Origin of the sequence: Microbacterium sp. MMO-113, from assembly GCF_037148555.1 — a bacterium.
Taxonomy (GTDB): domain Bacteria; phylum Actinomycetota; class Actinomycetes; order Actinomycetales; family Microbacteriaceae; genus Microbacterium.
On record NZ_JBBCTD010000002.1, the window covers coordinates 244,874 to 270,565 of the forward strand.

The window sequence follows — 25,692 nt, forward strand, 5'->3', positions numbered from 1 at the left end:
GCTCACGCCGGGTCAGGCATGTCCTCTCGCAGGACGCCTGAAGCGGCGTGGTCGCCTGTCTCGGCGGCCGCGGTGATCCGGGCGGCCATGCCGGAGAAGATGAGCCCGTGGAAGGGCAGCACGGCGAGCCAGTACAGCCGGCCGAGGAGCCCGCGGGGGAAGAACACGGCACGCTGCTCGTAGCGGGCACCGTCGCCTTCGGGCACCGCGCGCAGTTCCAGCCACGCCTCGCCCGGCACCTTCATCTCGGCGCGGAGCCGCAGCAGATGGCCGTCCTCGGTCTGATCGACCGCCTCGACGCGCCAGAAGTCGATCGCATCCCCGACCCGGGCGGCGGTGCGGCTGCGGCGTCCGCGGCGCAGGCCCACGCCGCCGACCACGCGGTCCATGAGCCCCCGCACCGCCCAGAGCAGCGGCGACGAGTACCACCCGTTCTCCCCGCCGATCCCGAGGATGACGCGCCACAGCTCCGTGACGGACGCGCGGGTCGCGACGGAGCGCTTGTCCGTGAACACGGTGCGTCCGGCCCAGTCCGGGTCGCTCGGCAGCGGGTCGCTCGGGGCGCCGGTCACCTCGGCGTCCTGCCAGCTCGTCTCCACGGCGTCCGCGTCCACCCGGCCGAGGGCCAGCGCCACGGAGCGGCGATACGGCGTGAGTCCGCCCTCGGGCCGCGGGATGAGCGTGTCGACGGCGTGGTCCTTCATGATGCACTCGTTCTGCAGCGAGGCGACGAGGGGCCGGGCGATGGAGCGCGGCACCGGCGTCACGAGGTTCACCCAGTGCGAGGCGAGCTCGGGGGTCAGCACCGGAAGGGCCGCGATGGCGCGCTGCCGCAGTCCGGCCTCCACCGCGTACCCGTTCATCATCTGGCCGTAGCGCAGCACGTCCGGGCCGCCGATGTCGACCGCGCGATTCACCTGGTCGTCGACCCGCGCGGCGCCGAGCAGGTAGTGCAGCACGTCGCGCACGGCGATGGGCTGGATGCGGTTGCGCACCCACTTCGGCGCCGGCATGTAGGGCAGCACATCGGTGAGGTGTCGGATCATCTCGAAGGACGCCGACCCGGAGCCGATCACCACGCCCGCCTGCAGGACGAGGGTGGGCACCCCGGACTCCAGGAAGATCTCGCCGACGTGGACCCGGGAGCGGAGGTGCGGGGAGAGCTTCACGTCGTCTGGATGCAGGCCGCCGAGATACACGATCCGCCGCACCCCGGCCCGGGCGGCCGCGGTGGCGACGGTGGTCGCCGCGCGCTCGTCGCTCTCCTCGAAACCCTTGCCGGCCGACATGGAGTGGATGAGGTAGTACACGACATCGACCTCGTCCATCGCGGAGGCCACGGCGTGCTCGTCGTCGGCGGACCCCTCGAAGATCTCGCACTCCTCGCCCCAGCCGAAGGAGGCGGCGCGGACGGCGTCGCGGGCGAGGACCCGGACCCGGTAGCCGGCGTTCAGCAGGCGCGGGGTCAGGCGGCCGCCGATGTAGCCGGTGGCGCCGAGCACGAGGGCGCGGGGCGCGGAGCCGTCGTCGCGGGGGACAGCCCGAAGGGCGTCTTCGCGACCGGTGGGCTGGGTGAGCTCGCTCATGCTCCGAGCGTAGATCCCGGGGCCGACATGCGGTACGGGCTTGCGCCCCGGAGCGTCGCCGTCACGACATGGTCGCGGGCTTCCTGGACACGCGTCGTCCGCGGAAAGCGTCGGACTAGGCCGGCTCGTCCACGAGGTCGGCGCTGCCGTGCACGGCGTCCGCCTCGGCGGCCTCCTGGATCGCGGCGGTCATCCCGACGAGGAACCGCATGACGACCACACGCTCCTCATCGGAGAGGTCGTCCACGAGGGAGAGCATCCGACGGTGCATCGCACCGAGTGTCGCGCGCACCTCGTCGTCGCTGCTGACAGTGGGCACGACGATCCCGGCGCGGCGGTCGGTCGGGTGCGGTTCGCGGCGGGCGTGCCCGCCCTTCTCCAGCCGGTCGATGAGCGTCGTCGTCGACGCGGTGGAGATGTCGAGCATGCGCGCCAGATCGATGGGCCGCACGATGCGCCCGGCCTTCTGCTCGCGCAACAGGAACCGGAGGGCGACGAGGTCGGTCTCGTTCATGCCCATGGACGCGCGCGTGCGGGCGCGCATCGCCGTCTCGGCACTGCGGTAGCGCCGCAGCATGTTGAGCACGTCGACCGTGGTGGCGCGCTCGCTGTCGGGGTACCAGTATCCGGAGGCGTGGAACTCACCGGTGCTGTCGGTCACGCGACCTCTCCTTCGTCGCTGGAACCGGCCTCCCGCTCGAGCATCTCCATCGCGCCGGTCTCGACCTCGGCCGGGACGATGCGCAGAAGACCGCCCGTGATCGCATCGGTCTCGGCGGCGATGATCTGCTCGATCCGGCGTCGCGAGACGGAGGGGAAGAGTTCCTCCAGGCGTGCGAGCAGATCGGCGTAGCGGATGTACGACGCCTCCTCGAGGCTCAGTGGCTCGGGCATGGCATCCTTTCGGGGGCAGGGTTCCATCATCGCACCTCCGGAAGTCCCTGGTCGCACCCGATATCGCTAGACAGCCTTACTGTCAGGTTGCCGAGGTACCATGGAGTTCGGGGAAGGAGGATCTCTGCATGGGAAACACGAGTACCGACGTCACGACCTCAGCGCTCGCTCGCGATGTCGACGACTTCCGTCGCGCCGACGCGCAGTTGAACCGCCGTCTCGCCGCCCGGCGCGAACCCAACGATACCGACCGTGCGGCGATGCACTTCATCAGCACCGCGCCCGTCGAGAAGCCCGTCACTCCCCGCGACCTCGCCACCTACCTCGGCATCAGTACGGCCGCCGTCACGAGCGTCGTGCGACGGATGTCGGAGCGGGGGCAGATCGTCGTCGCGCCTCACCCCCTGGATGCGCGGTCCAAGGTCCTCCGGCCGTCGCTCCGCGATCTGCACGGACAGGGCGACGAGCTGGCGCAGCGCGTGGCCGCCATCGAAGGCGAGTTCACCGCAGAGGAGGCGACCGTGATCTCCCGCTTCCTGCGCCGCCTGACCGACGAACTCGGCGATCTCCCCTGATCGATTTGATTTAACTAGTTAAACTAGTAAACTATCCTCGTCCAGCTTTTCTGCCACGAGGAGAAGATCATGGGAACCCTCACTTACGCGAACCTCGCCGAGCCGATCGAGATCGACGACGAGCTGCTCGCCCACCTTCGCGCCGCCACCGTCACCAAGCTGCGGCGCAACGAGCCGTTCGCGCTCACGGTGGAGACCGGCGCCGACCGCACCGAGACGCTGTGGATCCACGCGTCCATCCCGATCCGCTTCGTCGTCGAGACACCGGTCACCCTCCAGCGGCCGCTGCTGGCCCGTCTCATGCAGGCCGCGGGTTCGACCGGCGGGCTCGACCTCACCGACCCCGAGCTCGCGCTCGATGCGGTATCGCGCGAACTGCACGCGCTGTCCGCCTGATCACGGAGGGGTGCAGACCTGCCTCACCGCCTCGGGATCCTCTTCAAGGGCTCTCGGATTCCCGGACGGTGACGGCTACGGCGAGAACGGAGCGGGGGCTCTCGATCGCCGACCGCGGCATCCGGCCGCCGGGATTCGGGTTCCCGGCAGTCGGATGCCGTTTCTTCGTCAGAGGGCGGTGTAACCGCCGTCGACCAGGTGGTAGCTGCCGGTGATGAAGCTCGCGGCGTCGCTCGCGAGGAACACCACGAGGTTCGCGACCTCCTCGGCCTGGCCGAGGCGCCCGATCGGGTGCTTCGACACGAGGAAGTCCTTCGCCTCGTCGCCCATGTTCGCCAGGAGCGGGGTGTCGATGAAGCCGGGGCCGACCGAGTTCACGCGGACGCCCTGCGCCGAGTACTCGAGGGCGGCGGTCTTCGTCATGCCGACGACGCCGTGCTTGGCGGTGACGTAGGCGGGGGAGCCTGCGAAGCCGACGCTGCCGAGGATCGAGGCGATGTTCACGACCGAGCCGCCGCCATTGGAGAGGATCGACGGGATCTGCGCCTTCATGTTGCGGAACACGGCGTTGAGGTTGATGGCGATCACCTTGTCCCACGCGTCTTCCTCGTAGTCCGCGGTGGGTGCCGTCGCGCCGCCGATGCCGGCGTTGTTGACGCCGATGCGGAGCGGGGCGAGCGAGTTGGCGAGCTCGACCGACGAGGCGATCCAGGCCGGGTCCGTCGCGTCGCCGACCGACGCCTCCGCGGTGCCGCCGGCGGCGCGGATCTCCTCGACGACCGCGTTCGCGTGCTCCGCGTTCAGGTCGTTCACCACCACCGCCGCGCCGTTCTGCGCCAGCAGCAGGGCGACCGCGCGGCCGATGCCGCTGCCCGCTCCCGTCACGATCGCCGAGCGGTTCGAGACGTCGTACTGAGCCACTTTCGGGCTCCTTCCCGGGCGGGCGCGGTGCCGGGAGATCTTCTCGGACGGTCCGTCCTTCCCTCCAGCCTACGCCCGGAATACCGGTGTGGATTCATGTGAATGGAAATGCTCGACCGCCTGGCTACGCTGTGGGAACCGTCTGCCGCGGGAGTACCGATTCCGGCGGGACGAATCCCGAGGAGGCGACCAGTGCACCCGCTCGCAGATGATTCCGAAGGCTCTCCGGGGGCTGACGTGTTCTCACCCCTCGCCCTGGTCGTCGTCGGGGAGGGTCATGGCGCGGTCGTGCGCCGCCTGCGTGCGGCGCGGCCGGACGCGGTCGTGACGGGACTCGGGTCCGTCGACGCGGCCACCGTGGCGCACGCCTCCGCAACGGCTCATCTCGTGCTCGGCGTCGGCGATGTGTCTGGCCCCGCCTGGTGCGACGGGCTTCTCGCGGACGGCGACGAGGAAGGCCTGTCCCGCTTCCTCGCCCGAGCGGCGGAGGTCGAGGAGCGCCGGAGGGCTCGGCGACTCCCTCCAGACACGCCGCCGATCCTCGAGTCGTGGTCGCCGCGCTGGGCGGCGGATGCCGCTCGCCTCGGCGCCCGCGTCGCCTCGGCGTTCGACGGCGTCCCGGTGCGGGTCGATCACATCGGCTCGACGGCCGTGCCAGGGCTGCGCGCCAAACCGATCATCGACCTCCAGGTGGGGGTGCGCGACCTCGCGGACGCGGATGCCGCGGAGCAGCGCCTCGGGGACGCCGGCTTCGTGAACGTGCAGCGCATCGTGCCGGACGCGCCGGGCGTCTCCCGCGACAACGCGCGGTGCGGCGGCAACCAGGACGAGTGGGCGAAACGCCTGTTCGCGAGCGTGGACGCCAGGGCGCGGGCGATCGTGCATGTGCGGCGCGTCGAGGCGTCGAACGCGCGGTACGCCCTCCTGTTCCGGGACTGGCTGCGGGCGGACCCGGAGGCGCGCGACGAGTACGCGGCGCTCAAGACCGCGCTGGCCTCCGCGCACCGGGACGACCGCGACTTCGACGACTACGCGCGGGCGAAGGACCACTGGTTCGACCGGGCGCAGGGGGAGATGGAGGCCTGGGCGCGGGCGACCGGGTGGGTGCCGGGCAGGGCTGGGGCGTGAGTGCCGCGAAGCACTCTTGACACGCCCGCGACACGGGTCTAACGTACAACCAAATGGTTGCACAAACGGAGTTGAGCGAAGCGGAGGTCGACCGTGTGTTCCACGCACTGGCGACGTCGACCCGGCGGGACATCCTGCGCCGGACGATCGAGCGGGAGCAGTCCGTCTCGACACTCGCCTCCGAGTACGAGATGTCGTTCGCCGCGGTCCAGAAGCACGTGGCCGTGCTGGAGGCGGCGAACCTCATCGTCAAGCGCGCCGAGGGACGCGAGCGGCTCGTCCGCGCGAACCCCGAGATGATCGCCCGCGCCAGGGCGCTCCTCGCCCGATACGAAGAGCTGTGGCGGTCTCGTATCGCCCGGCTCGACGATCTCCTGGCCGAGCCGTCCCCGCCCGCGGGGAAGCCGGCCTCCACCGACCCCACCAGCAGTCAACGCAACGAATCGCAAGGAGACTGACATGCCTGTCACGGACATCATCACGGATGCCGAGAACCTCACCATGACCGTCGTCGCCGACCTCGCCGCGCCCGTCGAGCGCGTCTGGGCCGCCTACACCCACCCGCAGCAGCTCGAGCGGTTCTGGGGTCCTCCCGGCTGGCCGGCCACCTTCACCCAGTGGGACCACACCGTCGGCGGCCGAGCCGTGTACACGATGAACGGCCCTCGCGGGGAGAAGGCCTCCGGCACCTGGGAGTTCCTGGAGATCGACGCGCCGCGCAGCTTCACGGTGCTCGACTCGTTCGCCGACGAGGACGGCACGCCGGACGCGAACCTCCCCTCCATGCGCATGACCTTCACGTTCGAGCCGACGGCCGAGGGCACGCGCATGGTCAACACGAGCCACTTCGCGTCCGCCGAGGCGCTCGAGCAGGTCGTCGCGATGGGCGCGGTGGAGGGCACCCGGATGGCCATGGCCCAGCTCGACGCCGTGCTGCACGACCTCCGCGACTACGCGCAGGGCAAGGGCACGCGGGTGGAGCTGCTGGATGACACGCACGTGCGCATCACCCGGCTCGTCGAGGGTCCGCGCGAGCTGGTGTGGCGCGCCCATTTCGAGCCCGACCTCATCCGGCAGTGGATGCTCGGCCCGGACGGGTGGGAGATGACCGAGTGCGTGTCGGCGACCGAGGTCGGCCAGTCGTACCGGAACTCCTGGGCGCCCGTGGGCGACACGGAGGGTGAGCCGTTCGGATTCGAGGGGGAGGCACTGCTGATCGACGCCCCGAAGCGCGCCGTCACCACCGAGCGGATGCAGGGCATGCCGACCGAGACGCTCAACGACCTCAACCTCTACGAGGAGGACGGCGCGACCCTCGTCACGGTGCTCATCGAGTACCCGGACAAGGAGACGCGCGACATGATCCTCGCCACCGGCATGGCCGACGGCATGGAGGCCTCGTTCGCGCGACTGGAGCGGGAGCTGCTGTCCGTCTGACACCCAGGCACTCGCGCCGGAACAGGCGGCTCTCGTGGAGAGCCGCCTGTTCCGGCGCTTCTGCCTGTGCGAAAGCGGGATAAAGTGGCGGCACGATGAGGATCACGCGCCGTACCCTGCTCCTCGGCGCCGGAGCCGGTGCCGTCTCGGTGCTTCTCGCCTCCTGCACCCCGGAGCCGGAGCCGACGCCGACCCCCACCCGCACGCGCGAACCGGAGCCGCCGCCCGGCGTCCCCGCCCCGAGCGGGAGCGTCCGCAGCACCTGGACCACCGACCCCTTCGCCCGGGGCGCCGCGAGCTTCACTCCCGTGGGGGTGCTCGCCGCGACCCGTGCGGCGCTCGCGCAGTCCGTCGACGACCGGCTCTTCTTCGCGGGCGAGGCGACCGACGACGAGGCGCCGGGTACCGTCCGGGGAGCCCTGCGCTCGGGCCGCCGTGCCGCGCGGGAGCTCATCGTCGCCGCCGAGGACGGCGAGCGGGTGGCCGTGATCGGCGCCGGGATCGCCGGGGCGACCGCGGCCGCGCAGCTCGCGGAGGACGGCCTGCAGGTGACGGTGTTCGAAGCGCGCGACCGCGTCGGCGGTCGGATCCTCTCCCGCGCGGAAGACGACTGGCCGGTTCCGGTGCAGCTCGGCGCGTGGCTGTTCGGCGAGGCCGACGCGGAGCTGCTCGAGACGATCGACGAAGGGGACATGGACCTCGTCGACCTCGACGGCGCGCGGTGGCGCTCGGCCGAGGGTGACGTCGACCCCGTGGATCCGCAGCCCGTGGAAGCCGCGGTGACCACGGCGCAGTCCGCCCCGCAGGACTCTTCCGTGGCGGACGCCCTGGTGGCGGCCGGCATCGACCCGGAGGACCCCGCGACCGCCGCGCTCCTCGCGCTCCTCGCGGCACGGACGGGTGCGGACGCCGCCGACCTGTCGAGCTGGTTCGCCCCGCCGCTTCCCGATGCAGCGCTGCAGGGAGTCGGCGACGACCTGACCCCGTTCATCGAGAGTGCCCTGGACGGGGTGAAGGTCGGGCTCAGCTCGCCGGTCACGCGCCTCGCGTGGGACGACACCGGGGTGAGTGTGCGCCTCGGCACCGGGGAAGCCCTCTCCTTCGACCGGGTGCTGCTGACGGTGCCGCTCGGGGTGCTGCAGGAGCAGGCCATCGAGTTCGATCCGCCGCTGCCGTTCGACAACCGCGGCGCCGTGTCCGCGCTCGGCATGGGCGCGATCGAGACGGTGTGGCTGCGATGGGACGAGCCCTTCTGGGACGGTGATGAGGCGATCTGGCACGCGGTCGGCGACGACATCGCGATCCCCACGTGGATCAACCTCCGCCCCTCGACCGGCGAGAACGTGCTCGTCGGGATCGTGGGCGGTGCGGCGGCGCGGGACTTCGCGGAGCTCGGGGACGCGGAGGCCGTCGAGGCGGCGCTCGCGTCGCTGGCGCTCTACGCCTGAACCGTCTCGCGTGCGGCCTCGGCCGGGGCACGCTCCTCGGGCGGAGGCTCGGTGGGTGCGCGATCCCACGGGTCCGGCAGGCGGCTGATGAGCACGAGCGCGGTCGCCACGGTGGCGAAGGCGGCCAGCGCGATCGCGCAGGAGACGGTGAACTCGACGGGACCGCTCACCTGCCGCGGGTCGAGGAAGTAGTACGGGTACCAGCCGATCAGTGGTCCGCGGATGAGCGTCGCGACGCCCCACAGCACCGGGTAGGCCAGGGTCACCGGGATCACCCGCCACGGCACCGCCCGATGTCCCGGGGCCAGGGCCCAGGCGGCGACCGTCACTGCGGGCAGCCAGAAGTGCAGCACCTGATCCGACCACGGCACGTCGATGCGGATCCCCCGGACTCCGGCCTGCCAGACGAGGATCGCGAACACGAGCCCCGCCGTGATAGTCCAGGTGAGCACGAGGGCGAGCGCCACCGTGAGCCACCGCGGGTCGCGGGCCCGACGCAGTGCGAGGACCCCGGCGACGGTGAGGAGGACGACGAAGGCGATGTTCGACTGGTTCGTCAGGTACGCGAAGAAGTTCTGGCTCGCGATGGTGTTCGACGCGAGTCCCCACGCGAGGCGGTGGATCAGCGCGATGAGGCAGACGGCGGCGGCGGTGAGCCGGAGCAGGCCGAAGACGGTGCGCCTGCTCACCGTCGCCTCGTCCTTTCCGCCATCCGCCGAGTCTACGGAGCCGACCCGGGGTGACGCCGCATCAGGCCGTCGCGCGGGTTCAGGCGCGGGCGGACGTGGGGGCCTGTTCTCGCGCGAGGGCCTGCTGTGGCGGAGCGGGTCAGCGGCGCGGGGCGCGCGTCGACCACAGGGCCAGCGCGATGAGCGCCGGCTGGAAGAACAGTCGCACGAAGCGCTTCATGTCGGTGTCGAGGCCGAAGCCGTCGCGATGATGCATCCACTGCGCCACGTTGCCGGGGAAGACCGCCGCGAAGAAGAGCGCGGCGACGGTGCCGACCGTGCGACGGCGGCGACGGGTGAAGAGGAGCGCGGATCCGAGCGCGACCTCCGCGACGCCGGACGCGAGCACCGTGGTGTCCGGATCGAGCGGCAGCGATTCCGGAACCTGCGCCTGGAACTCCTCGCGGGCGACCGTGAGGTGGGAGACGCCGGCGAACACGAGCGCGGCGCCGAGGAAGATCCGGCCGATGGTGCGGGGAGTCGACATGGTGCGAGTGTACGCCTCGCGGTCTCCGTCAGATCAGGCGGCGGAGCGCTTCTTCCAAGGCGATTCCCTGGGCCTCGGCGCGGTCGCGGAGACGGGCGTGCTCGTCGGGGGACAGCGGCACCTGCAGCACGATGGGGTCGTCCTGCGCGAGGTCGAGTCCGTCGAGGAGATCGGAGGTCTCGGCCCACAGCGGCGCGGCGAACTCCGCCTCCGCGACGGGGTTCGGGGTGCGGGACGAGGCTGCCGTCGCGGAGGATGCCGGGGCTTCCGCGGCGGCAGCGGCGACCGGGGCGGAGGCGGCGACGGCGGCTCCGGCATCGGTCGCGCGGGTGAACCCGGGGCCTCGACGCGGCTCCTGCTTCTGCTGATAGGCCTTGGCGGCGGCGTTCGCGCGCTCGTCGGCGGCTTCGTTCAGCGGGTGCCCGGCGTGGCCCTTGACCCAGGAGAACTCGACGTCGCGACCGCGCAGGGCCTCGTCGATCCCTTCGAGGAGGTCGCGGTTCAGCACGGGCCCGCCGTCGGACTTCCGCCATCCGCGGCGCTTCCAGCCCGGCATCCACTTCGTCACGGAGTCGATCACGTAGCGGCTGTCGCACTCGATCAGCAGCTTCTCGTCGGTGCCGGCCGTCGCCCGGAGCAGTTCGAGGACGGCGCGGAGCTCGCCCTGGTTGTTCGTGCCGTGCGGGGAGCCGCCGGCCGCCCAGTTCGCGTCGTCGATGTACCAGGCCCAGCCATTCGGGCCGGGGTTGCCCAGGGCGGAGCCGTCTGCGGCGGCGGTGATGGTCATCCGTCCACCGTATCGCTGGCCGCGGACGCACTCTCGCGCCGCGGTCGCACGGATTCCCGCGGAAGCTGCGACGGGAGTGCGAAACAGCGATGCCGTGCGGGCGTCAGTCCTCGGGGTCGGCGTTCTCGGTGCTCGCGGCCTCGGGAGCGGGCGGGGCGACGGGGAACACGATGGAACTCACCGAGGACGGGGTGTCGAGGCCGAGGGTCAGCGGGTCGACCGTCGGCGCGTCGTCGAGCGTGTCTGCGGCCGAGGTCTCGAGAGGCTCAGAGGGGAGTCCCCACTGCTTCTCTTCTTCCTCCGGTCGCTGCTGGAAGAGTCCCATGTCTCCATTGTCACCCCAGGGCGGCGCGAGGTCGCGGTTTCCCACCGAGGTCGCAGGGATCGGGCGGCATCCTGCGACGGGGGTGCGACTCTGCGATCGCGGCTCACTCCGCGCGCGCGGCCTCCCGCACGGCGTCGACGAGGGTGCGCCACGGACCGTCCACGGCGGAGTCGGGCAGCTCCCGCTCCCGGCGCTCGGACGGGGTGCGGGCGCGGATGCTCCACACGAACCGGTCGGCCCCGGGCTCCGTGTCGACGTCGTCGTCCCAGGGGCAGCTGTCGATGAGGCCGATCCATTCCTCGGCGTCCGGCGGCTCGGCCTCCACACGCCACTGGCGACGGATGCCGGCGAGACCTCCCGAGCGCACGACGGCGATGACGACGGGGGCGTCAGGCGGCGTCGGGTCCTCGGTCATCCTCATAGACTCCCACGGTCGTCCACGCGCGTCGAGCGGCGGCGACGGTCTCCTGATCGACCGTGGCTGCCGCGGCGACTGTGGCGTCGGCGAAGGCGGTGAAGGTCGCGGTGCTCGACAGCCCGCCGGTGAGTGCCCGGTACCAGACCATGCCGGCGCGCTCCCAGGCGTTGCCGCCGAGGTCGAGGGCGAAGAGGGCGAAGGCGCGGTTCGGGATGCCGGAGTTGATGTGCACGCCTCCGTTGTCCTCGGTGGTGCGCACGAATCCGCTCATGTGGTCGGGCTGCGGGTCTTTCCCGAGTTCATCGTCGTCGTAGGCCGTGCCCGGCGCGATCATGGAGCGCAGGGCCGACCCCTCCACCGCATCCGTGAAGATCTCCGCCCCGATGAGCCAGCTCGCCTGGTCGGCGGACTGCCCCAGGGCGTACTGCTCGGTGAGGGCGCCGAACACGTCGGCCACGGACTCGTTCAGTGCGCCCGGCTGGCCCTGATACTCCAGGTTCGCCGTGTGCTGCACGACGCCGTGGGCGAGCTCATGCCCGATCACGGTGAGCGAGCCGGTGAAGTGCTGGAACACCTCGCCGTCGCCGTCACCGAACACCATGCGCTCGCCGTCCCAGAAGGCGTTGTCGTAGTCGACGCCGTAGTGGACGGTCGCGTCGAGAGGAGCGCCGGCGTCGTCGAGCGAGTTGCGGCCGAACGCGGACAGCAGCATCTCGAACGTCGCGCCCAGGCCGTCGAACGCCTCGTTGACCGCGGTGTCGGCGACGGGCTCGTCGTCTTCCGTGCGGACCACGGCCCCCGGGAGCTGCTGCGTGTTGCCGGCGTCGCTGATCGTGCGGTTCGGCGCATCCGAGAGCTGCGCGACGAGGTCGCCGTTCTCGTCGATCGAGAGGTCGATGCGGGCGCGGAACGGCGGGCGGCCCGCGGTGAGCGTCTGCCGGGCGGCGGCGGCGGCTTTCGGGAACCGACCCGACTCCGCCAGGCGCGCGAGCAGGTAGGAGGGGACGACGCCGGGATGCGGGAAGGATTCTGCGCTGCTCATGCGTCGACCCTACGCCGGGGATCGGACACGGCAGGAGACCCCCAGGACGGTCGCGTAAAATCGGCCTAATGACCGACGCGCCCGACGCCACCCCCGACCTGGGCCCCGGCATCGACCCCGACGACCTCGCCACGACGCTGCGCGTCCTCGCCGAGCTGCACACGATCGACAACGAGCACCCCGACTTCGTGGCCGTGCGCCACGCGACCGCGGCCATGTTCAAGGCGGTCAAGCGCGTGCGGCGCAAGGAGATCCGGGATGCGATCGCCGAGGCGGACAAGGCCGTCGTCGCCCGCACCGCCACCGGTGCCCCCGACCGCATCGACGACGAGACCCGCGGCAACGACCTCGCCACGAGCGTGGTGGACGCGCCCATCGCCGGCGAGCTCCTGAAGCCCCGCAACTGCTACATCTGCAAGCAGCCGTACACGCTCGTCGACGCCTTCTACCACCAGCTCTGCCCGGACTGCGCGCGCTTCAGCCACGGCAAGCGCACCGCCCGCACCGACCTCACCGGCAAGCGCGCCCTGCTCACGGGCGGCCGCGCGAAGATCGGCATGCACATCGCGCTGCGCCTCCTCCGTGATGGTGCGCACACCACGATCACCACCCGGTTCCCGCGGGACGCCGTGCGCCGGTTCTCGGCCCTGCCGGATGCGGGCGACTGGCTGCACCGGCTGCGCGTGGTCGGCATCGACCTCCGCGACCCCGCCCAGGTGATCGGGCTCGCCGACTCGGTCGCCGCGCAGGGCCCGCTCGACATCCTCATCAACAACGCCGCGCAGACGGTCCGCCGCTCGCCCGGGGCGTACTCGCTGCTCGCCGACGCGGAGCTCCAGCCGCTGCCGGACGGTCCGCTGCCGGAGATGGAGACCTTCGGGCACACCGTCGACCCGCACCCGCAGGCGCTGCAGGCGTCGGTCGACGCGCACCCGCTGCTCTCGGTCGCGGCGCTCGGCGGCACGGTCGCGGAGCAAGGCGGACAGGCGCTCACGGCCGAAGACCTCGCCCGGCTCGCGATGGCCCCCGGCTCCTCCTCGCTCGAGAAGCACGCGGACGGCACGGCGATCGATGCGGGCGGCCTCGTGCCGGACGTGAACCGCGTCAACAGCTGGGTGCAGTCCGTGGATCAGGTCGATCCGCTGGAGATGCTCGAGGTGCAGCTCGCCAACACCACCGCGCCGTTCCTGCTCATCAGCAGGCTGCGGGCGTCGATGGCCGCGTCGTCGTCGCGCCGGAAGTACGTCGTGAACGTCTCCGCCATGGAGGGGCAGTTCTCCCGCCGTTACAAGGGCCCGGGCCACCCGCACACGAACATGGCGAAGGCCGCGCTGAACATGCTGACCCGCACGAGCGCGGGAGAGATGCTGGAGAAGGACGGCATCCTCATGACCGCGGTCGATACCGGCTGGATCACCGACGAGCGCCCGCACTACACGAAGGTGCGACTGGCGGAGGAGGGCTTCCACGCCCCGCTCGACCTGGTCGACGGCGCCGCCCGGGTGTACGACCCCATCGTGCGCGGCGAGGCCGGCGAGGACATCCACGGCGTCTTCCTCAAGGACTACGAGCCCAGCCCCTGGTGACGCCCGTTCGAATCGCCTGAATGGTTCCATCCGGAGCCGGAAAGGGACCAATCGGGCGATTCGAAAGCGGTCAGCCGGGGTAGGGGTGCGGGAACCAGACCGTCACGATGAGACCTCCGCCGGTGCGGGGCGTCAGCACGAGGGTGCCGCCGTGGGTCTGGGTGATGCGCTGGACGATCGCGAGGCCGAGGCCCACCCCGGCGTGCTCCGCCCCGCGCGTGCGCTCGGTGCCGCGCTGGAAGGGCTCGACGAGCGTCGCGACCTGGGAGGCGTGCAGTTCCGCCCCGGTGTTCTCCACGACGAGGGCCACCGCGTGCGGCAGGGAATGCGTGCGCACCGCGACGGATCCGGCGCCGTCCGCGCGGTTGTGGACGATCGCGTTGGCGACGAGGTTCATGACGAGCTGCGGCAGCAGGGCGGAGGAGCCGAGCACGGTCGCCGGCACGCCGGACACCTCCACCTCGACCCCGCGGCGGTCGGCGAGCGGGAGGAGGGCCTCGACGGATTCCTCGGCCAGGAGCGACAGATCCACGAGCGTCCGCGGGAAGGTACGCTGATCCGCTCTGCTCAGCAGCAGCAGCGCCTCGGTGAGGTCGATCGCGCGTGTGTTCACCTCGCGGAGCCGGTCGATCAGGGCGTCGACGTCGCGGTCGGGATCGGTGCGGGCCACGTCGAGGAGCGTCTGCGAGATGGCCAAGGGTGTCCGCAGTTCGTGCGAGGCGTTCGCGGCGAAGCGCTGCTGCTCGGCGACGTGTGCCTCCAGCTGCTCCAGCATCGTGTCGAAGACGTCGGCGAGGTCGCGGAACTCGTCGCTCGGGCCCTCCATGCGGATCCGGTGCGACAAGGAGCCCTGCGCCGCGAGCCGTGCGGCGTCGCCGATGCGGTCGAGAGGCGCCAGCATCCGTCCGGCGAGCAGCCAGCCGCCGCCGAGACCGATCGCGAGCAGGGCGACCATCACCAGCACGGCGACCGGCACGAACGCCCGGATCAGATCCGAGCGGTTGGGGACGAAGAACTCGACGACGGGGATCTGCACATCCGGCACGTACCTGAGGAGGTAGAGCGCCACGGCCCCGAGCAGCAGGAGCCCGGAGACGACGACGATGCCCGCGTAGCTCAGCGTCAGCTTGAAGCGGACGCTCAGCCCCCGCCGCCTAGGCATCCGCGTCGGCCCCGATCCGGTAGCCGACGCCGGGCACCGTGAGGATCAGCCACGGCTCGCCGAGGCGCTTGCGCAGCGAGGAGACGGTGATGCGGACGGCGTTCGTGAACGGGTCGGCGTTCTCGTCCCACGCCCGCTCCAGCAGCTCCTCGGCGCTGACCACCCCGCCCCCGGCATCGACGAGCACCTCCAGCACGGCGAACTGCTTGCGGGTGAGGGCGACGTAGCGGCCGTCGCGGTAGACCTCGCGGCGGAACGGGTCGAGGCGCAGCCCCGCGATCTCCAGCACCGGCGGCCGCGCGCGCTGTCGGCGGCGGTCGAGGGCACGCAGCCGCAGCACCAGCTCCCGCAGCTCGAAGGGCTTGGTGAGGTAGTCGTCGGCACCGAGCTCGAACCCGGAGGCCTTGTCGTCGAGGCGGTCGGCGGCCGTGAGCATGAGGATGGGGATGCCGCTGCCCGAGGCGACGATCCACCGCGCGATGTCGTCACCGGACGGACCGGGCACGTCGCGGTCGAGGATCGCGATGTCGTACGCGTTGATGCTCAGGAGCTCGAGCGCGGTGTCGCCGTCGCCGGCGATGTCGGCTGCGATCGCCTCCAGTCGCAGTCCGTCGCGGACCGCCTCGGCGAGGTAGGGCTCGTCCTCGACGATCAGCACACGCATGGCAGCGATCCTACGCAGTGCGGCATATCGCCGGTGTATGGAAAAGGCCATACGCCGTGGCAACCGCGGCCTCTCTTCACTGGAAGCATGAACGACCTCCGCACCCCCCGAGCCGTCCGCGCCCGGCGCCGTCGGCGGATCGCCGCCACGGTGTCCGTGCTGGCGCTCGCCGTGGTCGCCGCCCTCGCCGTGCAGCAGTCGCTGTCGGCCGCGTTCGCCGAGACCGCCCCGATCGTCGCGCCCGCCACCACGGGTTCCGATCCCGAGCCGCACGCGCCGACCGGGTCGGTGCTCGCCCCGAGCGAGGCCGACGGCGTGATCCGCGACGGCGACCAGCCCACGGTGTTCGACGTCGACAGGGTCGCCGTCGGCAACCTCGACCCCGCCCTGCTCGACGCCCTCCAGCGCGCCGCCTCCGATGCGGAGGCCGACGGGGTGACGTTCCTCGTGAACAGCGGATGGCGTTCGGCGGCGCTGCAGGAGCAGCTGCTGCGCGACGCGATCGACGACTACGGCTCGGAGGAGGAGGCGCGCCGCTGGGTGGCGACCGCCGAGACCTCGGCGCACGTCTCCGGTGACGCGGTCGACCTCGGTCCGCTCCCGACCCTCGACTGGCTCACGCAGCGCGGATGGCGCTACGGCCTCTGCCAGACCTACGGCAACGAATCCTGGCACTACGAGCTGCGACCGGAGGCCGTCGAGGACGGCTGTCCCGCACCGTACGCCGACCCCACCGAAGACCCGAGGATGCAGCGATGACGGCTCTGCTCGCGGAGGGGATGACCCTGTCCCGCCTCCACGCACCGACACTGTCCACCCTTCCGGCCGCCGTGGCCGAGAACCTCTGTCGTGTGCGGACCGCCGCCGCGGTGCCCGTCATGGCCGTGGTGAAGGCCGACGCCTACGGTCATGGCATGGTGGCCGTGGCGACCGCCGCCGTGGCCGCGGGGGCCGAGTGGCTCGGGGTCACCGACGTCGCCGAGGGGGTCGCGCTGCGCGAGGCCGGACTGCGCGTGCCGATCCTCGCCTGGCTGCACCCCGCGGGCATCGACGCGCCGCGCGCGGCCGCCGCCGGGGTCGACGTGGCCGTGGGTTCCGTCGAGGAGCTGCGTCAGCTCGCGGCCGATGCCGCGGCTCCGGTGCGCGTGCATCTGCATCTCGACACCGGGATGGCGCGGGGAGGGTGCCCTGTGGAGGACTGGGATGCGCTGCTGCGCACGGCGCGGGCGGCCCGGAGCCGGATCGAGGTCGTCGGGGTGATGGGACACCTCCCCCGCGCCGACGCCGCGGATCCGCGGGCGAACGCGGCCGCGGTGCTGCGGATGCGCCAGGGGAGGGACGCGGTCCTGCGCGCCGGCTTCGGACCGCTGCTCGTGCACCTCGCGGCTACCTCGGGTGCCCTGACCGATCCCGCGACGCACTTCGACATGGTGCGCGTGGGGGCCGCGCTCGTAGGGATCGACCCGTCCGAGACGGTCTCTCTGGTCGGGGCTTCGCGTTTCACCGCCCCGGTCGTGCACAGCGCCGCCGTGCCGGCCGGCACCGTCGTGGGCTACGGCGGGACGCACACGACGGCAGCGGCCACGCACCTGAGCGTGGTGGGGGTCGGATACGCCGACGGCATCCCGCGGGAGATCGCGCCGGGAGCGGGCGTGGAGATCGGAGGGGAACGGCATCCGATCGTCGGCCGGGTGTCGATGGATCAGATCGTCGTCGACACCGGGGGGAGGGCGTTCCCCCGAGGAGCGGTCGCGACGGTGTTCGGGCCGGACGGCGGCGCGGTGCCGTCGGTGCAGGAGTGGGCACGGTGGGCGGGCACCATCCCGCACACCGTCGTCACGGGCATCGGCCCGCGGGTGAAGAGGAGCGTGGCATGACGATGAAGGTCCTGGTCATCGGAGGGGGACAGAATCCCGAGCACGAGGTGTCGCTCGCCTCGGCGGCCGCGGTCGCCGCGGCGCTGCGGTTGGGGGGACATGCCGTCACGACCGCGACGATCGACCGCGACGGCGTGTGGCGGGCCGACGGCATCCCGCCCGGCGTGAGTCCGGCGGCATCGTTGCAGCAGGCCCTGCCGCTGCTCGCGGCGAGCGACGTCGTGTTCCCCGCGGTGCACGGTGCGCTGGGGGAGGACGGCGCCCTCGCGGCGCTGTGTGCGCTCGCCGGGGTGCCGGTCGTCGGCTCCGCGCTGGGGGCGGGGGCGATCGGCATGGACAAGTGGGCCACGAAGCTCGTGGCCGAGGCCGTGGGGCTGCGCACCGCCCGGGGGCGGCTGGTCGCCGCGGAGGACATCGGCGACGTGGAGTTCGAGGGCGCCGTCGTGGTCAAGCCGGTGACGGCCGGCTCGAGCCACGGCGTGAGCCTGGTGACGGAGGAGGGCGACCTGCTCATGGCGCTGCGGGGGGCGGCGCGCTTCGACCGGCGGATCCTGGTCGAGGAGGTCGTGCACGCGCGGGAGATCGACGTCGCCGTGCTGCGGGAGAAGGGCGGGGTGCGGTGGGCCGCCCCGCCCCTGGAGATCCACGCCCCCGGGCTCTTCGACACCGCGACGAAGTACGACGGCACGGCCCGGTTCACGGTCCCGGCGCAGCTCGATGCGGCCGCCACGTCGGCGCTCAAGAGAGCCGCGATCGCGATGTTCGACGCCCTGGGGTGCGACGGGGTCGCCCGCATGGACTTCTTCCTCACGGACGACGGCCCCGTGCTCAACGAGGTCAACACGATGCCGGGGCTGACCGCGGCCTCCCAGGCGCCGCGGATGTTCGCGGCGGCCGGGGTGGACTACGTCGACCTCGTGGGCCGGCTCGTGCGCGCGGCCGTGTGAGAGGGCCTCGACACGGCGCCCGCGGAGGCGGATGCTGGGGACATGGCAGCCTTCACAGCGGAGAACGCGTTCAGCGGTTTCAGCGTCGACGACATCGACGCGGCGAGAGAGTTCTACGGCACGACCCTCGGGCTCGATGTCGAGGTCAACGCGATGGGGTTCCTCGACCTGCGTCTGCCCCGCGGCGGGTCGGTCCTCGTCTACGCGAAGCCGAACCACACCCCGGCGAGCTTCACGATCCTGAACTTCCCGGTGGCGGACGTCGATGCCGCCGTCGAGGAGCTCAACGAGCGCGGGGTGCAGACCAAGATCTACGGCGACGACGAGTTCCCGTCGGACTCCCGCGGCATCGTCCGCGGGAACGGGCAGGGACCGGACATCGCGTGGTTCCGCGACCCGGCGGGCAACGTGCTCGCCGTCATGCAGGCCTGACGGGGCCCGCCTCGCTCACAGCCGGTCGACCGCCGTCACCGTCACGACCGCCTCGCCGGCCTCGTCCGACGCGGCGAGGTCGACCGTGGCGCTGATGCCCCAGTCGTGGTCGCCGGCCGGGTCGTCGATGATCTGCCGCGCCGTCCACGCGGTCGGCCCCTCCGTGAGCAGCAGCATGCGGGAGCTCCGGGCGTCCGGGCCGGTGCCGATGTCGTCGTGCTCCGCGAAGTACGCGTCCAGCGCGTCGGACCAGGCGGTGGCGCCGAACGACGGGTCGAGCTCGGCCAGCGCGTCCACGTCCTCGCGGGCGGCGAGCTGCACCCGCCGGAAGAGCTCGTTGCGGACGAGCGTGCGGAAGGCGCGGGTGTTGCTCGTGAGGCGCTTCGGCGCCGGCGGCACGATCGGCTCGTCGGTCTCGCCACGGGCGGCGGTCCCGGCGGTCAGCTCGCTCCACTCGTCGAGCAGGCTGGAGTCGATCTGGCGCACGAGCTCGCCGAGCCAGGCGATGAGGTCGTGGAGGTCCTCGTCCTTCCGCTCTTCGGGGATCGTCTGGGAGGCGGCGCGGTACGCGTCCGACAGGTAGCGCAGGACGACGCCCTCGGAGCGGGCGATCTTGTAGAACGCGACGTACTCGCCGAACGACATGGCCCGCTCGTACATGTCGCGGACGACGGACTTCGGGTGCAGCGCGAAGTCGCGGATCCAGGGCTGCGCGGCGCTGAAGGTCTCGAAGGCCGCGTCGAGGAGCTCCTCCAGGGGCTTCGGGTAGGTGATCGCCTCGAGGAGCTCCATGCGCTCGTCGTACTCGATGCCCTCGCGCTTCATCGCGGCGACCGCCTCGCCCCGCGCGAGGAACTCCTGCTGGCTGAGCACGGCGCGGGGATCGTCGAGCGTCGCCTCGACGATCGAGATCATGTCGAGCGCGTACGACCCCGTCCCCACCCCCTGGTCCCCCGAGCCCGCCTGGTCTCCCGAATGCGCCTGGGTCCCTGAGCTTGTCGAAGGGTCCAGCAGGTCGAACGCCGCGAGGGCGAACGGCGACAGCGGCTGGTTGAGCGCGAAGTTGGGCTGCAGGTCGACCGTGAGCCGGACGCCCTTCGGCGCTCCGGGCACGCCCGTGTCGAACGTCTCCACGACGCCCGATTCCCGGAGCGTGCGGAAGATCGCGAGGGCGCGGAGGGCGAGCGCGCGCTGCCGGGTGCGCGGCTCGTGGTTGTCGAAGACGAGCCGGCGGACGTTCCCGAACACATCCCCGCCCCGGGCGATCACATTGAGCAGCATCGCGCTGGTGATCTGCATGTGCGAGGTCAGGGTCTCCGGCGTCGCATCGATGAGCTTCCGGAACGACGGCTCGCCCCACGACACGAAGCCGTCGGGGGCCTTCTTGCGGATGATCTTCCGCTTCTTCTTCGGGTCGTCGCCGGCCTTGCGGATCGCGGCGAGGTTCTCCGTCTCGTGCTCCGGGGCCTGGGCGACGACGGTACCAGCGGTGTCGTAGCCGGCGCGCCCGGCCCGGCCCGCGATCTGGTGGAACTCCCGCGCGTTGAGCTGCCGCATCCGCGTGCCGTCGAACTTCGTCAGCGCGGTGAGCAGCACGGTCCGGATCGGGACGTTGATGCCCACGCCCAGGGTGTCGGTGCCGCAGATGACCCGGAGGAGACCGCGCTGGGCGAGCTGCTCCACGAGTCGGCGGTACTTCGGCAGCATGCCGGCGTGGTGCACGCCGATGCCGGCCCGGAGGAAGCGCGAGAGCGTCTTGCCGAACGCCGTCGTGAAGCGGAAGCCGCCGATGAGGGCGGCGATCTCGTCGCGCTGTTCACGCGTGGCGACCTTCGTGCTCGACAGGGCCTGCGCCCGCTCCATGGCCGCCGCCTGCGAGAAGTGCACGATGTAGATCGGGGCCTGTCCCGTGTTGAGCAGGTCGTCGATGGTCTCGTGGATGGGCGTCGTCTCGTAGAAGAAGTGCAGGGGGACGGGGCGCTCGACCCCCGTGACCGAGGCGGTCTCCCGTCCGGTGCGGCGCGTCAGGTCGGCGGCGAGGGTGGTGACGTCGCCGAGGGTGGCCGACATCAGCACGAACTGCGCCTGTGGGAGCTCGAGGAGCGGCACCTGCCAGGCCCAGCCGCGGTCGGGGTCGCCGTAGAAGTGGAACTCGTCCATGACGACGAGGCCGACGCCGGCGGCATCGCCCTGGCGCAGGGCCAGGTTCGCGAGGATCTCCGCGGTGCAGCAGATGATGGGGGCATCGGCGTTCACGGCGGAGTCTCCCGTGACCATCCCCACGTTCTCGGCGCCGAACACGTCTGCCAGCGCGAAGAACTTCTCGCTGACGAGGGCCTTGATCGGCGCCGTGTAGTAGCTGCGGCGTCCGCCGACCATCGCCGCGAAGTGGGCGCCGACCGCGACGAGCGACTTCCCGGTGCCCGTCGGCGTGGACAGGATGACGTTCGCGCCGGAGACGATCTCGATGAGCGCCTCGTCCTGCGCCGGGTAGAGGCGGATGCCGGTCGACTCCGCCCACTCCACGAAGGTCAGGTACACCGCATCGGCGTCCGCCGCGTCGGGAACGAGCGAGGGTTCGAGCCGCGGCGAGGGAGTCATGGTCCTTCGATCATCCCATCTGCGTCATGTCGACGATCCCGTCACCCCGAGCGCGGTGAGCAGCTCGTACGCCGTGGAACGCGCATGCACGATCACGGTGCCGAGCTGCGACGACGAGGCCGACACCGAGAGCAGGAGCTGGCCGTACGGCGCGAGGATGAAGCTCAGCAGGGCCATCTGGTTCTCGCCGATGGACAGCGACACGATGGCCGACAGCGTCGGCTCCGTCCCTCCCGCGATGATCTCGGCTTCGGCCCGCGCGACCCCGAACAGCGAGCCGTTCATCGCTGCGAGCTGCTCGCCGCCGTCCTGGTCGACGCCGAGGGAGGCGATGTGGAGGCCGTCCGCGGTGCCGAGGACCGCGGTCGTCAGCTCCGGGAAGCGCTCCTCCAACTGCTGCAGCCGGGTCTGGGCCGAGGGGCCGACGATCCGCGACCACAGCGCCCAGTTGCCGGCGACGTCGGGGTGCATGCGGGACGGATCGGGCGTCGTGGCGGCGTCCTGCCGCCCGGCGGGTCCGGTCATGGCTTCTCCTCCGGAAGATCGAGAGCGGCACCGGCGACGCGCATCACGCTGTCGCGGTCGCGCGCGTCGGCCGCGAGCACGCGCGAGGCCGGGATGCCGTGTCGCGCGAGCACGGGGGCGAGATCGCGGCGGATGTCGCCGATCGTGCGTCCTGCCGCGTGGCTGACGGCGATCGCGACGCGATGCTCCTCACCCGCGAACACGCCGAGCCACTCCTCGGCGTCGGCGACGAGGGTGTCGCGGTCGCCGCGCAGCCAGAGCAGCACCCGGGTGCCGGGGATCGAGACGCGCTGTCGTGCCGAGGCGAACCGCTCCTGCCCCGGGATGCCGATGAGTGCGATGGAGACCTCCGGCGTCGGCCGCCACGTCCCGTAGTCGAGCCCGACGGTCGTGGTGGTCTTCCCGTCCCCGCTCGCGAGCGACATCGGCACGTCGGTGTCCACCGGCGGCACGTCGCTCAGGGCGCGGACCGCGGTCGTCTTGCCCGCGCCCACCGGACCGGCGAAGATCACCCGGTACCGCTGAGGCAGGTCGGTCCGTCGCCGACGCGGGCGCCTCATCGTCCGCTCCACGGGACCGCTCGTCCGCTGTCGCCCTCTCCCGAGGCCGCTCCCCACGGCCCCATGGATCACGCGCCGAGGGCGGCGACCCGGCGGTTCACCGAGGAGCGCAGCAGGGCGAGGTTCGTGGCCTGGCGATCGGCGGCCAGGTAGATGAACAGGTCGTCGTCGAGCATCTTGAGCAGGTGCAGCTGCGTGTTCAGCGTCAGCAGCATGTCCTCGAGCTCGCCGTCGATGCCGAGGGCGTCGATCGTGCGCTTCTTGTTCTTCACGATCTCGCTGTTGAACGCGCTCGCGACCTCGAGGTCGAAGTCCGGGCGGACGGAACTCGAGGCGAGCGGCAGCCCCGATTCGAGGTCGACGATCGACGCCCCGATGAATCCGTTGATGTCGCGTTCGATGTCCGCCAGCAGCGCGTTGAGCTGATCTTGCGTGGCCATGGTTCTCCCCAGTCGTCTTCGTCGCACGCAGCAGCGACCGCCCTGTGCGGTCGTCCCCAGCGCCGCGCGACCTGTGAAGTGTATAACGTTACTCGGGGGGCGGGTCAATCTCAGATCGAGGTTGCCGCGCGGAGGGCGATGCGGACCATGTCGCCGAACGTCTGCTCGCGTTCCTGGGCCGTGGTCTCCTCACCCGTGACGATGTGGTCGCTGACGGTGCAGATCGCGAGGGCGCGGCGTCCGTGGAAGGCGGCGAGCGTGTAGAGCCCTGCTGCCTCCATCTCCACGCCGAGGATGCCGTGCTGCACGAAGGGCGCGGTGAGCTCCGGCCGGGTGCTGTAGAACTGATCGCTCGACAACAGCGGCCCGACGTGCACCGTGGACGAGAGGGGCTCGGTCTCGCTGGCCTCCACCGCCGCGCGCAGCAGGGCGAAGTCGGCGAGCGGGGCGTAGTCGAGGCCGTGGAAGCGCACGCGGTTGATCCCGGAGTCGGTGCTCGCGCCGTTCGCGATGATGATGTCGCGTACCGCGAGCCTCTCGGTCAGCGCGCCGCAGGACCCCACGCGGACGATCGTCTGCACGTCGTACTCCGTGAACAGCTCCGTCGCGTAGATCGCCATCGACGGCTGCCCCATGCCCGAGCCCTGGACGGAGACCCGGTGCCCCTCCCAGGTGCCGGTGAAGCCCAGCATCCCGCGCGTCTCGGAGTACAGCTCGGCGTCGTCGAGGAAGGTCTCGGCGATCCACCTCGCCCGCAGCGGGTCGCCGGGGAACAGCACGATGGGGGCGATCTGACCGGGTTCCGCGGCGATGTGGGTGCTCATCCGCTCAGCGTACTCAGCCCTCGCGACGGCGGACGATCTCCCCGATCCAGAGGGGCGCGAAGGGGGAGGTGCAGCCCGGGGCCGTGGGGTAGTCGGCCAGGACCTGGAGCCGCTCGCCGATCTCCACCGCCCGCGCTCGCAGGTCCGGATGGAAGATGCCGATGTTCGCGAGGGTCTCGTTCATGGCCCACTGCAGGCGCGGCGGGGCCTGCTGCAGGTCGCGTTCGATGAGGTCGAGGAGGTGCGACAGGTCGAGGCCGGCGGCGTCCTTCGTCACCCGGACCGTCGTGAGCGACCACGCGGCCGCGGCGACGGTGGGATCGGCGTCGTCGAACCAGCGCCGGCGCAGCGCCTCGGCAAGGGGCGACTTCTTGAGCACATAGTTCACGAACCAGTCGTTCACCTTGGGTGGACGGGTCTCGCGCAGCATCGTGTCGAGCTCGTCGGCGGTGAAGTCGGCCGGGCGGCACACGAGCAGGGCCAGCAGCCGGGCGGACGTCTCGCCCGTCGCCCAGAGCTCCCGGGCGAGGGGCTGGTCGGTCTTGATGCGCTTCGCGAGAGCGCGCATCCGACTCAGGTTGATGCCGTGGTCGTCGCCGCGCTTCTCGTTCGCCGCGCGCTGCTTCGGGTCTTCCAGCGCCGCGAGCTCCGCCAGCGCCTCCTCCACTGTCATCCCGCCAGGGTAACCCCCGTCGACCCACCCCTTTCGGTGCGTCCCGGCCCGTTACGGACGCACCTACGGGGCCGGGAGGCGCGAAAAGGGGTGGGTCGGCGGGAGGTCAGTCCTCGTCGAGCAGTTCGCCGCGGATGCGACGGAGGTCTTCCATGAGGGAGCCGACGAGGATCCAGTGCTGCGAGGACGGCGGACGGATCACGAGCGGAGCGGTCAGTGCGGGGATGGCAGAGGTCAGCGTCTCGGGCTCCGCGGAGGGCGCCGTGGTCTGCACCGCGAGACGCACGTCGTGTCCGGCCCGGCGGAGCTGCTCGGCGATGGCGGCCACCGCGGGCTCCTCGCCGAGCCGGTCGTCGTAGTGGTCGAAGTAGGCGCGGGTCATGCCGATGGTCTGCGTGACGATGGGCGAGAGCCGGTCGAGCAGCGCCTTCAGATCCTGCAGGTCGGCGCGATGGGTCGAACGCCGCGGATTCAGCGTGAGCGATTCCTCTCCGGCGGCGATGGCGGCGGCCGCGGCATCCTTCATGGGCCGCAGCAGTCGCACCTCGAGCATGAGCTCCTGCAGCCGCGCCGGCGTCTGCGGGGAGGGCAGGGCGTCCGCCAGGCGGTCGAGGCTCGCGGCGAGCTCCCGCCCCAGCAGCCCCACGTTCCGCCGCGCCGGCTCGACGAGCACCGGCGGCACGATCAGCGCGTTCACGACGATCCCGATGACCACCCCGATCAGGGTCTCCCCGATCCGCGCGACCGCATACTCCGGACTCGACGACCCGAGCGCCAGCACGAGCATCGCCGAGATCGCGACCTGATTGCCGGTGCCGGGGGACGCCCGGAAGATCCACGCCACGAGCATCGCGACGACGATCGCCAGCAGCACGATCCAGCTCGGCGAGCCGAGGAGCAGGCCGAGACCGACCGCGATGACGACCCCGACGATCACGCCGATGCTGCGCTCGAGCGCCTTCGACAGCGACTGGTTGACGCTCGGCTGCACGACCAGGAGCGCGGCGATGGCGGCGAACACCGGCAGCTGCCCCGGGAAGACCCAGCCCGCGATCAGCCACGCGGCGATGGTCGCCGCGGCCGACTTCACCACCTGCAGCAGGGGGGAGCGCTGGGAGGCGCGGATCGCGGCGGGGATGCGCATGACCTCCACGGTAGTCGCGCCGATGTCAACCCCATCGCCCTTCTCGCGCGGAGCAGGCTGAATGGAGGCACACGAACGACGAACA

30 protein-coding genes are annotated in these 25,692 nt (G+C 71.6%); 11 read left to right on the forward strand and 19 right to left on the reverse strand.

Going from position 1 to position 25,692, the window contains the following annotated elements; translation table 11 throughout:
• Window positions 1-2: 2 nt before the first annotated feature.
• From WFJ36_RS08035 to WFJ36_RS08045, 3 genes are all read right to left on the reverse strand, one after another.
• A complete protein-coding gene (locus WFJ36_RS08035) occupies window positions 3-1,586 on the reverse strand; it encodes an SDR family oxidoreductase (RefSeq protein ID WP_336643083.1) in 1,584 nt (527 codons plus the stop codon).
• Window positions 1,587-1,701: 115 nt separating this feature from the next.
• Window positions 1,702-2,247 carry a MarR family winged helix-turn-helix transcriptional regulator gene (locus WFJ36_RS08040; RefSeq protein ID WP_336643084.1) on the reverse strand — a complete coding sequence of 182 codons (546 nt, stop codon included), beginning with the start codon at window positions 2,245-2,247 and terminating at the stop codon, window positions 1,702-1,704.
• Window positions 2,244-2,480 (reverse strand): hypothetical protein, encoded by a 237-nt coding sequence (locus WFJ36_RS08045; protein WP_025104060.1) that lies wholly within the window; start codon window positions 2,478-2,480, stop codon window positions 2,244-2,246. Before WFJ36_RS08045 ends, WFJ36_RS08040 begins: the two co-directional genes overlap by 4 nt.
• Window positions 2,481-2,608: 128 nt before the next feature.
• Here WFJ36_RS08045 and WFJ36_RS08050 point away from each other — a divergent pair, with 128 nt between their 5' ends.
• On the forward strand, window positions 2,609-3,055 hold the full coding sequence (locus WFJ36_RS08050; RefSeq protein WP_085604560.1) for a MarR family winged helix-turn-helix transcriptional regulator: 447 nt from the start codon (window positions 2,609-2,611) through the stop codon (window positions 3,053-3,055).
• A gap of 69 nt (window positions 3,056-3,124) precedes the next feature.
• A complete protein-coding gene (locus WFJ36_RS08055; protein WP_336643085.1) occupies window positions 3,125-3,451 on the forward strand; it encodes a DUF7882 family protein in 327 nt (108 codons plus the stop codon).
• A 168-nt stretch (window positions 3,452-3,619) separates the two neighbouring features.
• Here the strand turns inward: WFJ36_RS08055 and WFJ36_RS08060 are convergent, their stop codons facing one another.
• Window positions 3,620-4,372 carry an SDR family NAD(P)-dependent oxidoreductase gene (locus WFJ36_RS08060; protein ID WP_071327875.1) on the reverse strand — a complete coding sequence of 251 codons (753 nt, stop codon included), beginning with the start codon at window positions 4,370-4,372 and terminating at the stop codon, window positions 3,620-3,622.
• 237 nt (window positions 4,373-4,609) lie between these two features.
• Here WFJ36_RS08060 and WFJ36_RS08065 point away from each other — a divergent pair, with 237 nt between their 5' ends.
• From WFJ36_RS08065 to WFJ36_RS08080, 4 genes are all read left to right on the forward strand, one after another.
• Window positions 4,610-5,500: a GrpB family protein gene (locus tag WFJ36_RS08065; protein ID WP_336643086.1), complete on the forward strand. Its 891-nt coding sequence runs from the start codon at window positions 4,610-4,612 to the stop codon at window positions 5,498-5,500.
• Between the two features lie 53 nt (window positions 5,501-5,553).
• Window positions 5,554-5,958, forward strand: a complete 405-nt coding sequence (locus WFJ36_RS08070; protein ID WP_060921761.1) for an ArsR/SmtB family transcription factor — start codon at window positions 5,554-5,556, stop codon at window positions 5,956-5,958.
• A 1-nt stretch (window position 5,959) separates the two neighbouring features.
• Window positions 5,960-6,937, forward strand: coding sequence for an SRPBCC family protein (locus WFJ36_RS08075; protein ID WP_336643087.1), 978 nt, complete (start codon window positions 5,960-5,962; stop codon window positions 6,935-6,937).
• Window positions 6,938-7,032: 95 nt separating this feature from the next.
• Complete coding sequence (locus WFJ36_RS08080; protein ID WP_336643088.1) at window positions 7,033-8,385, forward strand: flavin monoamine oxidase family protein; 1,353 nt, start codon at window positions 7,033-7,035, stop codon at window positions 8,383-8,385.
• Here the strand turns inward: WFJ36_RS08080 and WFJ36_RS08085 are convergent.
• The 6 genes from WFJ36_RS08085 to WFJ36_RS08110 all read right to left on the reverse strand — a co-directional run bounded on the left by WFJ36_RS08085 (window position 8,376) and on the right by WFJ36_RS08110 (window position 12,172).
• Complete coding sequence (locus tag WFJ36_RS08085; RefSeq protein WP_071327872.1) at window positions 8,376-9,074, reverse strand: Pr6Pr family membrane protein; 699 nt, start codon at window positions 9,072-9,074, stop codon at window positions 8,376-8,378. The two genes, WFJ36_RS08080 and WFJ36_RS08085, sit on opposite strands and share 10 nt — an antisense overlap.
• A gap of 139 nt (window positions 9,075-9,213) precedes the next feature.
• Window positions 9,214-9,600: a DoxX family protein gene (locus WFJ36_RS08090; RefSeq protein ID WP_071327871.1), complete on the reverse strand. Its 387-nt coding sequence runs from the start codon at window positions 9,598-9,600 to the stop codon at window positions 9,214-9,216.
• Window positions 9,601-9,628: 28 nt separating this feature from the next.
• Window positions 9,629-10,387 (reverse strand): ribonuclease H family protein, encoded by a 759-nt coding sequence (locus tag WFJ36_RS08095; RefSeq protein ID WP_071327870.1) that lies wholly within the window; start codon window positions 10,385-10,387, stop codon window positions 9,629-9,631.
• A gap of 103 nt (window positions 10,388-10,490) precedes the next feature.
• Complete coding sequence (locus tag WFJ36_RS08100; protein WP_336643089.1) at window positions 10,491-10,712, reverse strand: hypothetical protein; 222 nt, start codon at window positions 10,710-10,712, stop codon at window positions 10,491-10,493.
• Between the two features lie 103 nt (window positions 10,713-10,815).
• Entirely contained in the window at window positions 10,816-11,127 is a 312-nt protein-coding gene (locus tag WFJ36_RS08105; RefSeq protein WP_071327868.1) for a protealysin inhibitor emfourin, read from the reverse strand.
• The gene (locus WFJ36_RS08110; protein WP_336643090.1) at window positions 11,102-12,172 is read right to left on the reverse strand and encodes a M4 family metallopeptidase; all 1,071 of its coding nucleotides are present in this window, start codon (window positions 12,170-12,172) and stop codon (window positions 11,102-11,104) included. Before WFJ36_RS08110 ends, WFJ36_RS08105 begins: the two co-directional genes overlap by 26 nt.
• Window positions 12,173-12,240: 68 nt before the next feature.
• On the opposite strand from WFJ36_RS08110, the gene WFJ36_RS08115 reads away from it, so the two are divergent.
• The gene (locus WFJ36_RS08115) at window positions 12,241-13,758 is read left to right on the forward strand and encodes an SDR family oxidoreductase (RefSeq protein WP_071327866.1); all 1,518 of its coding nucleotides are present in this window, start codon (window positions 12,241-12,243) and stop codon (window positions 13,756-13,758) included.
• Window positions 13,759-13,828: 70 nt separating this feature from the next.
• Here WFJ36_RS08115 and WFJ36_RS08120 read toward each other — a convergent pair whose 3' ends face one another.
• Together WFJ36_RS08120 and WFJ36_RS08125 are read right to left on the reverse strand one after the other, a co-directional pair.
• Complete coding sequence (locus tag WFJ36_RS08120; protein ID WP_336643091.1) at window positions 13,829-14,920, reverse strand: sensor histidine kinase; 1,092 nt, start codon at window positions 14,918-14,920, stop codon at window positions 13,829-13,831.
• Window positions 14,913-15,584: a response regulator transcription factor gene (locus WFJ36_RS08125; protein WP_292790429.1), complete on the reverse strand. Its 672-nt coding sequence runs from the start codon at window positions 15,582-15,584 to the stop codon at window positions 14,913-14,915. Before WFJ36_RS08125 ends, WFJ36_RS08120 begins: the two co-directional genes overlap by 8 nt.
• Before the next feature lie 87 nt (window positions 15,585-15,671).
• Between WFJ36_RS08125 and WFJ36_RS08130 the strand changes: the two genes are divergently transcribed.
• Genes WFJ36_RS08130 through WFJ36_RS08145 form a run of 4 tightly spaced genes read left to right on the forward strand, consistent with a single transcriptional unit; the run spans window position 15,672 to window position 18,840 of the window.
• Window positions 15,672-16,343 carry a M15 family metallopeptidase gene (locus WFJ36_RS08130; RefSeq protein WP_336643092.1) on the forward strand — a complete coding sequence of 224 codons (672 nt, stop codon included), beginning with the start codon at window positions 15,672-15,674 and terminating at the stop codon, window positions 16,341-16,343.
• Window positions 16,340-17,461, forward strand: coding sequence for an alanine racemase (gene alr / locus WFJ36_RS08135; protein WP_292790423.1), 1,122 nt, complete (start codon window positions 16,340-16,342; stop codon window positions 17,459-17,461). The genes WFJ36_RS08130 and alr overlap by 4 nt, the downstream gene beginning before the upstream one ends.
• The gene (locus tag WFJ36_RS08140; RefSeq protein ID WP_336643093.1) at window positions 17,458-18,408 is read left to right on the forward strand and encodes a D-alanine--D-alanine ligase family protein; all 951 of its coding nucleotides are present in this window, start codon (window positions 17,458-17,460) and stop codon (window positions 18,406-18,408) included. The genes alr and WFJ36_RS08140 overlap by 4 nt, the downstream gene beginning before the upstream one ends.
• Before the next feature lie 42 nt (window positions 18,409-18,450).
• Window positions 18,451-18,840 carry a VOC family protein gene (locus tag WFJ36_RS08145; protein ID WP_025104040.1) on the forward strand — a complete coding sequence of 130 codons (390 nt, stop codon included), beginning with the start codon at window positions 18,451-18,453 and terminating at the stop codon, window positions 18,838-18,840.
• Between the two features lie 15 nt (window positions 18,841-18,855).
• On the opposite strand, the gene WFJ36_RS08150 is transcribed toward WFJ36_RS08145, so the two are convergent.
• The 7 genes from WFJ36_RS08150 to WFJ36_RS08180 form a co-directional block, all read right to left on the reverse strand.
• On the reverse strand, window positions 18,856-21,441 hold the full coding sequence (locus tag WFJ36_RS08150; protein ID WP_336643094.1) for a DEAD/DEAH box helicase: 2,586 nt from the start codon (window positions 21,439-21,441) through the stop codon (window positions 18,856-18,858).
• Between the two features lie 24 nt (window positions 21,442-21,465).
• Window positions 21,466-21,966 (reverse strand): hypothetical protein, encoded by a 501-nt coding sequence (locus tag WFJ36_RS08155; protein ID WP_071327860.1) that lies wholly within the window; start codon window positions 21,964-21,966, stop codon window positions 21,466-21,468.
• A complete protein-coding gene (locus WFJ36_RS08160; protein WP_292790411.1) occupies window positions 21,963-22,526 on the reverse strand; it encodes a hypothetical protein in 564 nt (187 codons plus the stop codon). Before WFJ36_RS08160 ends, WFJ36_RS08155 begins: the two co-directional genes overlap by 4 nt.
• A gap of 68 nt (window positions 22,527-22,594) precedes the next feature.
• The gene (locus tag WFJ36_RS08165; RefSeq protein WP_071327859.1) at window positions 22,595-22,966 is read right to left on the reverse strand and encodes a hypothetical protein; all 372 of its coding nucleotides are present in this window, start codon (window positions 22,964-22,966) and stop codon (window positions 22,595-22,597) included.
• A 110-nt stretch (window positions 22,967-23,076) separates the two neighbouring features.
• Window positions 23,077-23,790: a purine-nucleoside phosphorylase gene (gene deoD, locus WFJ36_RS08170; protein ID WP_071327858.1), complete on the reverse strand. Its 714-nt coding sequence runs from the start codon at window positions 23,788-23,790 to the stop codon at window positions 23,077-23,079.
• 13 nt (window positions 23,791-23,803) lie between these two features.
• On the reverse strand, window positions 23,804-24,463 hold the full coding sequence (locus WFJ36_RS08175; protein WP_336643095.1) for a DNA alkylation repair protein: 660 nt from the start codon (window positions 24,461-24,463) through the stop codon (window positions 23,804-23,806).
• A 106-nt stretch (window positions 24,464-24,569) separates the two neighbouring features.
• A complete protein-coding gene (locus tag WFJ36_RS08180) occupies window positions 24,570-25,607 on the reverse strand; it encodes an FUSC family protein (protein ID WP_336643096.1) in 1,038 nt (345 codons plus the stop codon).
• Window positions 25,608-25,692 lie beyond the last annotated feature (85 nt).